Source organism: Streptomyces sp. T39 (genome assembly GCF_008042045.1).
GTDB lineage: Bacteria > Actinomycetota > Actinomycetes > Streptomycetales > Streptomycetaceae > Streptomyces.
The window spans coordinates 1-12,425 of record NZ_RDBP01000034.1; the positions used below are offsets into that span (position 1 = coordinate 1).

A 12,425-nucleotide genomic window follows, 5' to 3' on the forward strand; every position below is an offset into this window, starting at 1 on the left:
GGAAGGGGAACCAGGCGCCGGGTGACGAGTCGGCGCAGACGATGAATCCGCGGGCGCGGCTCTCCCGGAGGTTGGCCAGCGTGCCGCGGAACTCGTCGATCATCCCGCTGGTGACCACGATCAGGAACGGCGCCCCGTCGAGCTGCCAGCGGGCCAGCGCGCCGCAGGCGAGGCTGTGTTCGCTGGGTCCCCGCAGCACGGGGTTGCCGGCCCGGGCGGCGTGCTCCTCCAGGTCGCCGATCAGCCCCGACACCACGGAGCCGGTGTAGTAGTGCAGGCCCCACCGGGCGCCGGCCCGTGCGTCGAGGAAGGCGGCCAGTTCCCCGCCGAGCAGCGACGGGCCGGCGGCCGACGAGCCGCGCAGCGCCGAGGAGGCGTAGTCGAGCTGGACCCAGTCGGTGAAGGCGACGACGACGTCGGAGGCGAGCACCCAGTCCCGGTCCGGGAGTTGTCGGCGTCCGTAGGGACCGGCGATGAGGGTCCGGCCGAGCGGGGCCCGGTCGTAGACGAGGACGGTGCGGGAGGTGAAGGTGTGGCGCACGCCGTCGAGCGCGTCGCCGAGCAGGGCGAGCCCGGCGGTGACCGCCTCGTCCGGCTGCCGGCCGGGGCCGTCGGTCTCGACGAGGACGAGGGCGAGCAGGTCGTCGTCGCGCCGGCCGGCCCGCGCGGCGGCCAGCGCGCGGGCGGCCTCGGGGAAGCTGCCGGCGCCGAGGTGGCGGACCGTCGCGTCGGGCACCACCCGGTCCAGGTACCTGCGGGCCCGGCTGACGACGGTGTGCCAGTCGGCGTGATCGGGCGGTGCGGGCACGGGACCGGGGACGCCGGTGACGAGCCGGCGGCCGGTGCGCGTCCCCTCGGGGCCGTCGTCCGGAGGCTCCGCCAGCCCGCTCAGCGCGGCGGCGACCACCGCGTGGAACGCGGGGCGGGCGCCCACCGTGACGACGAGGAACCTCGGCCGTTCATCGCTGTCACTGCCGCTGTCCACCCTTGCCACTCCCCCGTCGACCTGCAGGGCCGCTGTGCCCGCTCAGCAGTCTGCATCGCGTCGGCTGAAGGCGATCTGCATAACCTCTACAGGCGCCGGGCGGGCCGTCAGGCGCCCTGGATCAGGTGGCAGCAGAGGCTGTCGTAGGCCCAGTCCTCCCACTGCTCCCGCGTCCAGTTCCGTTCCGTGGCGAGCAGGTGGTAGAGCTCCGGGCCGAGCAGCGCGCCGCAGATGTCGAGGGCCCGTTCGTGTCCGAGTCCTTCGCGCAGCACCCTGTGCTCGGCGAGGGAGTCGACGAAGTGGCCGTGCAGCGTGCGCCGGCGGTCCCGGTTGACCTGCCACTCCTCCATGCCGTCCCCGTAGGTGACGGCGGCGTTGCGGAGCACCTCCAGCAGCGGCGCCGCCTGGGCGTTGACCGTGCTCATGAGCTGGGCGAGGTGCCGCATCTGCTGGCGGGGGTCGCGGACGGCGAGGGCCTCGGAGACCCGGGTGAAGGAGGTCAGCCCCTCGGGGCCCTCGGTGCAGGGCAGATGGAGGTCGATCAGGTGGCCGAGCAGGCGCTGTTTGTTGCCGAAGGAGAAGTAGACCGTCTGCACGGCCACGCCCGCGTGGCGGGCGATGGACTCGATGGTCGTGGCGACGTAGCCGTGGTCGGAGAAGAGCTGCATGGCGGCGTCGAGGATGCGCTGACGTGTCAGCTGTGCCCGCGTGCGCTTGACGTCCTTCGGGGTCGGCACCGGAACTCCTCTTGCTATAGTCGCCGTCTAGAGTCGCCATATATTCACATCGACGGACCAGGGGTGCAAGCGTGACGGCTGATCCCGGCGAAAAGACTCCACCGCGCACCGCACGTCCCCCCTCGGCTCTCCTCGCCCTCCTCACCGGCGGCATGGGCCTGTCGATGTTCGTCCTCTACGCCATCGGCGCGCTCGGGCCCTTCCTCGTCGACGACCTCGGCCTCTCGGGCCCCCGTCTCGGCCTGCTCACCGCGGTGACCTTCGGCACGGCGGCGCTGCTCTCGCTGTACGCGGGCCATGTCGCCGACCTGGTCGGCGGGCGGCGGGCGCTGGCGCTGCTGCTGGCCCTGGTCGCCTGCGCCTTCGCCGCGCTGACCGCGTCGCACACCTACGGGCTGCTGCTCGCCGCGCTGGTGCTCGGCGGAGCGGCCCAGTCGCTCGCCAACCCCGCGACCAACAAGCTGATCGCGGCCCATGTTCCGCCGCCCCGCCGGGCGATGGCGGTCGGCGTGAAACAGTCGGGCGTGCCGCTCGCCGCGTTCACCGCCGGTCTGGTCCTGCCCTCCCTGGCGCAGGCCACCTCCTGGCGCACGGCGCTGGCGCTGGTGGTGCCGCTCGCGCTGGCCGCGGCCGGGGCGGCGCTGCTGCTTCCGCCGGACGGCCCGCCGCCGGCCGGGGCGGCCCTGTCGCTGCCGTCCCCGCCGAACGCGCCCACCCGCTGGCTGATGGGCGTCTCGTTCTTCATCGGCTGCGGCCTCGCCTCCCTCACCACGTACCTGCCGCTGTACGCCCATGAACGGCTCTCGCTCGGCGAACGCGGCGCGGGCGCGCTGATCGCCGCCGTCGGGGTCTCCGGCATCGCGGCCAGGCTGCTGTGGTCGAAGTACAGCGACCGGCTCGACGTCCCCCGCTCGCTGCTCGTCCTCGCGGCCGGCGCGGTGGCGTCGGCGCTGCTGCTGCCCGCCGCCGGGTCGCTGACCTGGCTGGTGTGGGCGGGGGCCGTGGGGCTCGGCGGGTCGGCCGCGGCGGCGAACGCGATCACCATGGTCGCGGTGACCAAGGGCAGCGGCTTCGGACGGACGGGCCACGCCTCGGCCCTGGTCTCCCTCGGCTTCTTCGCGGGCTTCGTGGCCGGGCCGCCGGCCTTCGGCCTGCTCGTCGACTCGTCCGGCGGCTGGAACGCCGGCTGGGCCCTGGTGACGGCCGCCTTCGCCGTGGCCGCGGTGCTCTCCTGGGCGGGGCGCGGGCCGGTGCGCCGCAGCGTCTGACCGGGGTGCGCTCGGGCACGCGCGGGCCCGGAGCGCGGCCCCGGGCACGCCTGCGGGCCCGGGCGGGGCTCCCGGGCCCGCAGGCGCGTCGCGGGGGTCAGGACATGAAGTCGTAGTCCAGGTGCCGGTCCTCGTCCGTGTCCGTCCAGAAGCCGTAGCGGCGCATCCCGTACATCAGCGGGAGCTGGAGCTGGAGCTGGGTGATGGCGGCGACGCGCCCCATCACCACGGCGTGGTCGCCGACCTTCTGGATCTCGTGGACCGCGCAGTCGGCGATGGTGTGCGCCGCCTCGTGCAGGTGCGGACCGCCGATGTCGCCGACCGTGCGCCAGGCGACCTTGTCGAAGCGTTCCCGCGCACCGGACGCGAAGAGTTCGGCGGTCGCGCGGGCCTGGCTGTGCAGCAGGTTCACCGCGAACGCGCCGCTGCCCTGCACGGCCTGGAGCGTGGGGCTGCCCTGGCGCAGGCAGACCAGCAGGGTGGGCGGGTTCAGCGCCACACTGCACAGCGAGGTGCAGGTCATCCCCCACGGCTCGCCGTCGGGCGCGACGGCGGTGATCACCGATACCCCGGTGGGGAAGCCCGCCATGAGCGGACGGATGTCGGGCTGCTCGGACTGCGGCGTCATGATGGGGGCCTCCTGCGGGGTGTCACGTGGACGTGCGGACGAGATCGGGCGAGGCGTGGGCCCCGGGCGGGAGCGCGGCCCTCACCTCGTCGGCCAGGTCCCCGGCGAAGGCGCCGAACGCGTCGCCGAGGAAGTGGAAATGGCCGCCGGGATAGACGCGTTCGGTGAAACGGGACCGGGTCTGCCGCGCCCAGGGCGACATCGCCACCATCGGCGCCCAGGAGTCGTGCGTCGCCGCGAAGACGGTGACGGGGGCGGCCATCGGCGTGCGGTGGGCGTCGGGCCGGTAGCCGGCGACGGCCCGCAGGTCGCTGCGGACGAGCCGCAGGAACCGGTCGCGGAAGTCGGGGACGGCGTCCAGCTGCTGCGGCATGCCGCCCATCTCCCGCAGCCGCGCCAGCAGTTCCGCGTCCGGGCTGTCGGGATCGGGCAGCCGGGTCAGCACCTCGTGGCCGGGCGCACCCCGGCCCGAGACCCCGACCCAGCGGGGGCGGACGCCCAGCTCCTCCAGCGCCCGCGCCGTCTCGTGCGCGACGATCGCGCCGAGGCTGTGCCCGAAGAGGACCAGGGGCGCGCCCTCGGCCCACGGCAGGACGTTCTCGGTGGCGGTGGCCACGATCTCGTCCATGGACTCCAGGGCCGGTTCGGTGTGGCGTTTGCCGCGTCCCGGGAGGTCGAGCAGGAGCACGTCCCAGCCGGCCGGGAGGTGACGGGTCAGCGGGAACCAGGAGGCGGCGGAACCACCGGCGTGGTGGAAGGCCACCAGGCGGACGGCGGGGTCGTCGATCCTGCGCGGGCGCACGAAGTTGCTCATGCGTCCCGCTCCTGGGCGCCCCCGGCGGCAGCCGTCTCGGCGATGTCGTCGGCGAGCCTGGCGAAGAGCTCGCCGAGGGGCAGGTCCAGCGGCAGTTCCTCGGCGGTCAGCCGGAGCCGGTAGTTCTCCTCGACCTTGGTGATGAACAGCACCGACAGGAACGAGTCGCCCCCGGAGTCGAGGAACGACAGAGCCGTGTCGGGCTCCTCGGACGCGTGCAGCGCCTCGGTGAGCTCGGCCAGCAGATAGGCCCGCACGGCCTCCCGGTCCCCCGGGGCGGGCGCGCCGCGCTTGTGCTCGGAGGCCGCCGCGGCGGCCTCCGGGCCCGCACCGGTGAGCGGCTCCTCGATCCAGAAGCGCTTGCGCTGGAACGGGTAGGTCGGCAGGTCCGGGGTGAACCGGGCGCCCGGTGCCCGCAGCGCGTCGAGGCGAAGGTCGGCCCCCGAGGTGAACAGCCCGCCGAGCGCGGCGGACAGCAGCGCGGGCGCCTCGCCGGGGTCGTCGCCGACGAGCGGCGCCGTGCGGGTGGCGCCGCCCGCCTCCCACTCCAGCCGGGCCGCCTCGCCGAGGTCCGCGTCGAGCTGCGGGCGGACCCGTACGCCGAAGGTGCCGAGCAGGCCGGCCAGCCGGGCGGCCGGGGCGCCCGCCCCCTCGGCGGCGCCGGCCGCCGAGGGATACGCGGCGGCGAGGGCGGCCAGCCCGGCGGCGAGCCGCTCCTCGTCGCCGGAGATCCGCAGCACGGCCGTCCGGGGCGCGGCGGGCGCCCGGGTGTCCTCGGCGGCGGTCCGCGCGTCGAGGGCCGCCCCGAGGGCTTCGCCCAGTTCACCGGCGCTGGTGCCGGTGACGGCGAGGCGGTGGGCGAACGGGGCCCGGCCGGCGCGCAGGGTGTGGCAGACGGAGGACAGCTGCGCCGGTTCGGTCTGCTTCAGTGCGGCCCGTACGGCGCCGGCCAGCTCCGCCAGGGCGACCGGGTCCTTCGCGGAGAGCGTCAGCAGCTCGGTCCCGGTGTCGCCGGCGGGGGCCGGTCCCGGGGCGTCGTAGCCCTGGAGGACGACATGGGCGTTCGTGCCGCTCATGCCGAAGGAGTTGACGCCGGCCACCCTCGGCCCGGACGGCCAGGGCCGGTTGCGGCGCGGCACCGTGACGGAGAGCCGGTCCCACGGGATGTGGGGGTTGAGCGCCGACCCGTCGTCCGGCAGCGCCGCGGGGATCTCGCGGTGCCGGAGCATCAGGACGGTCTTGATGACGGCGGCGATGCCGGATGCCGCCTCCAGGTGCCCGAGGCGGGCCTTGACGCTGCCGATGGGCAGCGGCGCGCCGCGTTCGCGCACCGCGTCGCCGACGACGGCGTCCAGGGCGCCGACCTCGATCGGGTCGCCCAGGGCGGTGCCGGTGCCGTGCGCCTCGACGTAGCCCAGTTCGCCGGCGCCGACCCGGGCGTCGGCGAGGGCGGCCCTGAACACCTCCTGCTGCGCGGGCCCGTTGGGCGCGGTGAGGCCGGAGGCGGCGCCGTCGTGGTTGACCGCCGAGCCCCGGACGGTGGCGAGCACCTGCCGTCCTTCCGCCTCGGCGTCGTCCTGGCGCATCAGGACCAGGACGCCGACGCCCTCGCCCCGGCCGTAGCCGTCGGCGGTGGCGAGGAAGGACTTCGACCGGCCGTCCGGCGACACGGCGCGCGTCTGGCAGAGCGACACCATCAGACTCGCCGACAGCAGCAGGTTGGACCCGCAGACCAGTGCGTAGCGGCACTCCTCGTTGCGCAGCGCGCGGACGGCGAGGTGCAGCGCGGACAGCGAGGAGGAGCACGCCGTGTCGACGCTCAGCACCGGGCCGCGGAAGCCCATCACATGGCTGATGCGGCCCGCGCCGAAGCAGAGTCCGCCGCCGGTGGTGTAGTACGGGTCGATCCGCGTCATGTCGGCGCGGTCCTCGAGGCGTTCGCCGTACTCGGAGGCCATCATGCCGAGGAACACCCCGACGTCGAGGCGGTCGGAGCGGCGGACGGCGACGCCCGCGCGCTCCAGGGCCTCCCAGGCGGTCTCCAGCAGCATCCGCTGCTGCGGGTCGAGCAGCTTGGCCTCGCGCTGCGAGATGCCGAAGAAGTCGGCGTCGAAGTGGGAGATGTCGGAGAGGAAGCCGGCCCGCTGGACGTAGGAGCGGCCGGGCCGGCCGGGCACCGGGTCGTAGACGGCCCGCAGCCCCGGGCGTTCGGCCGGGATCTCCGAGTCGGCCGTGCCCTCGGCCCGCAGCCAGTCCCAGTAGGCGTCGGGGGTGTCGAGGCCGCCGGGCAGCCGCAGGCTCATGCCGACCACGGCGAGGGGGGCGTGCCGGCGGTCCTCCAGCTCCTGGATGCGGGCCTGCAGCCGCCGGGAGTGCTTGAGCTGCTCCTCCATCAACTGGCGGATCTGCGCGGGTTCCATGCTTCGGGCACTCATATCTCTGTCCCCACATCTGCCTGTACGGCTTGGACGAGTTCCTCGAACGACAGTTCCGCCGGGTCCGCCTCGGGTGCGGTGTCCTGCGCGGCGGTCGCGGGGGCCGTGTGCGCCCCGGGGGCCGCCGCCCGGGCCGGGTCGGCGGCGTCGCCGGGCGGTGCCGGCGCGGCGGCGGGCTCCGCCGTGAACAGCAGGCCGGTGACGTAGGCCACCAGCTGGGAGACGGTGGGATGGTCCAGCGCCACCGTCGCCGGCAGATCGGCGCCGAGTGCGTCCGACAGCCGGGTACGGAGGTCGATCACCATGATCGAGTCCAGGCCGGTCTCGGTGAATCCGACGTCGTCGGCGATGGCACCGGGGTCGCCGAGCACCTCGCCCGCCAGCGCGCGGATCTCCCGGTGCAGGCGCTCGCCGCGTTCCTCCGCGTCGAGTCCGGCGAGCTCCGCCGCCAGCCGGCCCCGGCGCGGCTGCGCCGCCGCGGTCCGAGCCGTCCGGGAGACGAGCTGGCGCACCAGGGCGCCCCGGCGGTGGCCCTCCAGCTGCCCCGCGTAGCCGTCGCGGTCCATGGCCACGGCGACGAGCCGGCCGCCGGTGCCGCCGGCCAGGACCGTGGCGAGCGTCTCCTCGGCCTCCTCGTCGGTGAGGGGCCGCAGGCCGCGCCGTTCCATGGCCCGTCCGGTCGCCGCGGACGCCGCCATGCCGCCCCGTGCCTTCGGCGCCCAGGGGCCCCAGTCGACGCCGGTGGCGGGTATGCCGCGGGCCCGCAGCAGGGCCGCGAGTCCGTCCAGGTACCCGTTGGCCGCCGCGTAGTTGGCCTGCCCGGCGGAGCCGAGGACGGCGGAGGCGGACGAGTAGAGGACCAGGGCGTCCAGGTCCTGGCCGTCGAGGGCCGCCACCAGGTTCGCGGCGCCCTCGGCCTTGGCGGCGAAGACGGTGGCGAAGGCGTCCTCGTCCAGCCGCTCGAAGGTCCGGTCGTCGTTGACGCCCGCCAGGTGCAGCACGGTGCGCAGCGGGGCGTGCTCGCCGGCGGCCGCCACGGCCGCCCGGCACGCCTCGGGGTCGGTGACGTCGCCGGCGACGACCGTCACCCGGACGCCCCGCGCGGTGAGTTCGTCGACGACCGTGCGGGCGGTGGCGTCCGGAGCGGACCTGCCCATGAGGGTGAGCGCGGTGATGCCGGCGCGGGCGAGGAAGCCGGCGCTGCTCAGCCCGAGGGCGCCGAGGCCGCCGGTGATCAGTGCGGCGCCGCCGCGCCCCGCCGGGCGGCCACCCGCGCCGTCGGCCCGCCCGGTGTCCCCGTCGTGGGGGACCAGCCGGGCGACCGAGACGCCGTCGCCGCCGACGGTCAGCCACGGTTCCGGGACACCGGCCGTGACCGCCCGGGTCACGGCGGCCGCCAGCGGGGCGGCCTCCCAGCCGGGGCCGAGCCCGACCCGCAGCAGCGGCCGGTCGGTCTGCTCGGCCTCCAGCGAGGCGAGCATGCCCCACAGCGTCTCGCGGACCGGCGCGCCGGCGGCGTCCGCCGCGGCGAGCACCGCGTAGGGCACCGTGCGCTCCGACGCCCTCAGGGCGGCGGCCAGTTCGAGGGCCGCCGCGCGGGCGGCCGAGGGGCCGGCGGCCCGCTCGCCGTCCTGCTCCGCGGTGAACCGGGCGTCCAGGACGAGGTCCGGCCGCGGGCCGCCGCCGGCGCCGGTCACGGCGTCCACCAGGTGGCCCTGTGCGGCGAGCGCCGTGTGCAGGGCCCGGCCGGCCGGTGTCGTCTCGCCGAGCAGGGCGATCCGCAGCGCCCGCGCCGCGGTGCCGTCGACGGCCGCGGGGGCGTGCTGCGGCGTCCAGGCGAGCCGGTAGGTGTGCGCGGCGCCGTCGCGCAGGGAGCGTTCCAGGACGGCGCGCGGCGCGCGGCGGAAGCGGAAGTCGTCCACGGCGAGGACGGTGGCGCCGCTGCCGTCGAACATGTGCAGGTCGGCCGCCTTGACCTGGAGCAGGCCGTCGTCCGTGCCGTCCTCGACCACCGCCCGGACGTGGCCCCACAGTTCCTGGCCCGGGACGGGCCGGCGGGGGAACGAGAGGCGGGCCACGGCGAACGGGATCGCCAGGCCGTCGTCCTCGGACACCTCGTCGCCGGTGACGGCGAAGGCCACCGCGCTCTGGAGGCAGGAGTCGAGCAGGCCGGGGTGGATCTCCCAGCCGTCGGGGGACTCGTTCATCTCCGCCGGTTCGACGAAGCGGACGAGTGCCTCCTGGCCGCGGATCCAGACCTCCCCGATCCAGCGGAAGGACGGCCCGAGGTGGTAGCCGAGGGCCCGCAGATGGGCGTAGAAGGCGTCGCCCGTCAGATGCCGGTCGGCACCGGCGGCGAAGGACACCGGGTCCGGCGGCGCGGCGCGGCGGGCGTCCGCCGCGGCCGGGCCGGACGGTTCGCCGATCCGTGCGGCCAGGTGCTGCTGCCAGCGCCCCCGCTCCGGGTCGAGCAGGCTGTGGACGCCGATGCCGCGTGCGCGCCCCTCGTGGGTCTCCTCGACGATCTGGAGGTCGTAGTGCTCGCCGTCCCGCAGCACCAGGGCGCGCGGGAAGTGCAGGTCCTCCAGGACGACCGGCGCCCCGCCGCTGCCGAGCGCGGACAGCACGGTGGCGGTCTGCGAGGCGCCGGGGACGGAGACGACGCCGAAGAGCCGGTGGTCGGTGAGGTGGGCCGGGTACTCGGTGCTGCGCGCGGTGGTCCAGACCCGGCCGCCGAACGCGGGCGAGCGCAGCGGGCTGCCCCAGGCGGGCGCCTGTGCGGCGGGCCGCCGCACGGCCGGTGCGCCGGCGCCGCCCGCGGCGGCCCAGTGCCGGGTCCGGGCGAACGGGTAGCGCGGTGCGGGCGTCCCGGTCACCGGGCGCCGCGGGGCGATGCGCGACCAGTCGATGTCCTGTCCGCGCAGGTACAGCTCCTTGGTCGCCGCGAGCAGCGCCGCGGTGTCCCCGGTGCCCCGGCGCAGGGAGGGGACGGTGGCGGGCGCGGGGTCGAGTTCGGCGCCCGCGACCAGGTTGACCAGAGTGCGGTCGGGGCCGATCTCCAGGCAGACGTCGACGCCCAGCCCGGCCAGGGCCCTCGCCCCGTCGTGGAACCGCACCGGCAGGCGCGCGTGGCGGCGCCAGTACGCGGCGTCGTACTCGCCGGGGCCGGCGAGCCGGCCGGTCACGTTGGAGACGACGGGCAGCACCGGCTCGCGGAACGTGAGCGGGGCGAGGACCTCGTCGAACGCGGCGAGGGCGGGGTCGAGCAGCCGGGAGTGGAAGGCGTGCGACACCCCGAGCCTGCGGGCCCGTACGCCCTCGTCCTTCAGCCGGGCGGCGAGCGCCTCCACCGCGTCGACGGAGCCCGACACCACCACGGAGCGCGGTCCGTTGACGGCGGCGACGTCCAGATCCGTGCCGGCCGTCCACGCGACGACCTGCTCCTCGGTGGCGACGACGGCGAGCATCGCGCCCCGTTCGGTGGCCTGCATCAGCCGGGCCCGGTGGGCGATCAGCTCCAGGCCAGTGGGCAGGTCCATCACCCCGGCGGTGACGGCGGCGGAGATCTCGCCGACGCTGTGGCCCATGACGACGGCGGGCCGCACGCCCCGGGACTCCCACAGCGCGGCGAGGGACAGCTCCAGGGTCACCAGGGCGGGCTGGGTGACCCGGGTCTCGTTGACGGCCCCCCGGTCGTCGCCGTAGTGGAGGAGGTCGGCGAGGGAGGCGCCGAGCGTGGGGGCCAGGATCCGGTCGCAGGCGTCGAACGTCTCCCGGAACACCGGTTCGCTCTCGTACAGTTCGCGCCCCATCCCGAAGTACTGGCTGCCCTGCCCGGAGAAGAGGAAGGCGATGCGCGGGGCGCCCGCGGCAAGGAGCGCCGGGGTGCTCAGCTGCTCCGCGAGCTGCCCGGCGGTCGTGCCGAGCAGGGCGCGCCGGTACGGGAAGTGGGCCCGGCCCGCCTGGGCCTGTGCCGCGAGCGCGTCCAGTTCCTCGTCGGCGGCGTCGCCCAGGCGCACCGCCCAGGCGGCGCCGAGGCGGTCGAGGCCGTCCGGGTCGGGGGCGGAGAGCGGGATCAGCCGGGTGGCCGGCCGGGCGGGCGGCTCCTGCGGCACGGGTGCCGCCGCGGGCGTCTCGTCGGGGGCGTCGGCGACGAGCAGGTGCGCGTTGGTGCCGGTGAAGCCGAAGCCGGACACACCGGCGACACGGGGACCGTCGCCGCGGCGCCACACGGTGGCGGTGTCGACGACCCGCACGTTCATGCCGGACCAGTCGACGTGCGGATTGGGCTCGGTGAAGTGAAGGTTGGCGGGGATCAGGTCGTGGCGCAGCGCGAGCACCGTCTTGAAGAGGGCGGCCATGCCGGCGGCGGACTCGCAGTGGCCGATGTTGCTCTTGACCGAGCCCACGTGCAGCGGGCGGCCGGGCTTGCGCCCGGGGCCGAGCACCCGCCAGGCGGCCGCGATCTCGACCGGGTCGCCGAGCGCGGTGCCGGTGCCGTGCGCCTCCAGGTAGGAGACGTCTCCGCCGTCGACGCCGGCCTGGTCGAGCGCGGCGCGGAGCATGCTCTCCTGCGCCCGGCCGCTGGGCACGGTCAGTCCGGAGGAGGCGCCGTCCTGGTTGACGGCGCTGCCCCGGATGACCGCGAGCACCCGGTTGCCGTCGCGGCGGGCGTCCGAGAGCCGCTTGAGCACCACGACGCCGCAGCCCTCGGAGCGGACGAAGCCGTTGGCGTCGGCCGAGAAGGTACGGCACCGGCCGTCGGGCGAGAGCATGTGCGCCTGGCTGACGGCGGCCCAGGAGGCGGGGTCGAGCATGACGTTGACGCCGCCGGCGAACACGGCGTCGCTCTCGCCGTTGCGCAGCGAGCCGACGGCGAGGTGCAGGGCGACCAGCGACGAGGAGCACGCGGTGTCCACGGCGACGGCGGGGCCGTTCAGGCCCAGGGTGTAGGCGATCCGTCCGGCCGCCGCGTTCAGCGCGGTGCCGGTGCTGTAGTAGGCGTCGACCTCGTCGGGCCCGTCCGCGGCGAGCAGGCGGGCGTAGTCGCCGTAGCTGACGCCGACGAACACCCCGGTGCGCGTGTTGCGCAGCGACCGCGGGTCGATGCCGCCGTCCTCCATGGCGTGCCAGGCCGATTCGAGGAGGATGCGCTGCTGCGGGTCGAGGTTCTCGGCCTCGCGGGCCGGGACGGAGAAGAACCCGGCGTCGAAGCGGTCGATGTCGTCGAGGAATCCCCCCTGGTCGGTGGTGACCGTGCCGGGGGCGAGGGCGTCGGGGTCCCAGCGGCCGGGGGGCACCCGGGTCACGCCGTCCCGGCCGTCGATCAGCAGGTCCCACAGGTCCTCGGCGGTGCGGGCGCCGGGGAAGCGGCCGGCCATGCCGACGATCGCGATCGGCTCCGGTGCGCCGGGGGGTGCCGCGACGGACGGCGGGGCGGACGCCGCCGCGACGGCGGGGGGCGGTCCGTCCGGCCGGGGCGCCGGGCACGGTCAGTCCGGAGGAGGCGCCGTCCTGGTTGACGGCGCTGCCCCGGATGACCGCGAGCACCCGGTTGC

The 12,425-nt window shown here is 75.9% G+C and carries 6 protein-coding genes and 1 pseudogene; 1 reads left to right on the top strand and 6 read right to left on the bottom strand.

All coding sequences use genetic code 11. The features are described from left to right. Together EAO77_RS22080 and EAO77_RS22085 are read right to left on the bottom strand one after the other, a co-directional pair. Positions 1 to 985 (bottom strand): annotated as a pseudogene (locus tag EAO77_RS22080) (hypothetical protein); the annotation flags it as partial. A 107-nt stretch (positions 986 to 1,092) separates the two neighbouring features. Beyond that, a complete protein-coding gene (locus EAO77_RS22085) occupies positions 1,093 to 1,722 on the bottom strand; it encodes a TetR/AcrR family transcriptional regulator (protein WP_147990041.1) in 630 nt (209 codons plus the stop codon). A gap of 71 nt (positions 1,723 to 1,793) precedes the next feature. Between EAO77_RS22085 and EAO77_RS22090 the strand changes: the two genes are divergently transcribed. Continuing rightward, positions 1,794 to 2,990, top strand: coding sequence for an MFS transporter (locus tag EAO77_RS22090; RefSeq protein WP_261994097.1), 1,197 nt, complete (start codon positions 1,794 to 1,796; stop codon positions 2,988 to 2,990). A gap of 97 nt (positions 2,991 to 3,087) precedes the next feature. Here the strand turns inward: EAO77_RS22090 and EAO77_RS22095 are convergent, their stop codons facing one another. From EAO77_RS22095 to EAO77_RS22110, 4 genes are read right to left on the bottom strand one after another with little or no spacing between them, the layout of a single operon-like run. Further along, entirely contained in the window at positions 3,088 to 3,618 is a 531-nt protein-coding gene (locus EAO77_RS22095) for a flavin reductase family protein (RefSeq protein WP_147990042.1), read from the bottom strand. Between the two features lie 22 nt (positions 3,619 to 3,640). After that, the gene (locus EAO77_RS22100; protein ID WP_147990043.1) at positions 3,641 to 4,432 is read right to left on the bottom strand and encodes a thioesterase II family protein; all 792 of its coding nucleotides are present in this window, start codon (positions 4,430 to 4,432) and stop codon (positions 3,641 to 3,643) included. Then, entirely contained in the window at positions 4,429 to 6,867 is a 2,439-nt protein-coding gene (locus tag EAO77_RS22105) for a polyketide synthase (protein ID WP_222723689.1), read from the bottom strand. The genes EAO77_RS22100 and EAO77_RS22105 overlap by 4 nt, the downstream gene beginning before the upstream one ends. Then, positions 6,864 to 12,263, bottom strand: coding sequence for an SDR family NAD(P)-dependent oxidoreductase (locus EAO77_RS22110; RefSeq protein WP_315986106.1), 5,400 nt, complete (start codon positions 12,261 to 12,263; stop codon positions 6,864 to 6,866). Before EAO77_RS22110 ends, EAO77_RS22105 begins: the two co-directional genes overlap by 4 nt. Positions 12,264 to 12,425: the final 162 nt, after the last annotated feature.

Bases quoted from the DNA above. Each gene is read 5' to 3' on its own strand.
- EAO77_RS22095 (WP_147990042.1), bottom strand. From the start codon at position 3,618: ATGACGCCGCAGTCCGAGCAGCCCGACATCCGTCCGCTCATGGCGGGC.
- EAO77_RS22100 (WP_147990043.1), bottom strand. From the start codon at position 4,432: ATGAGCAACTTCGTGCGCCCGCGCAGGATCGACGACCCCGCCGTCCGC.
- EAO77_RS22105 (WP_222723689.1), bottom strand. From the start codon at position 6,867: ATGAGTGCCCGAAGCATGGAACCCGCGCAGATCCGCCAGTTGATGGAG.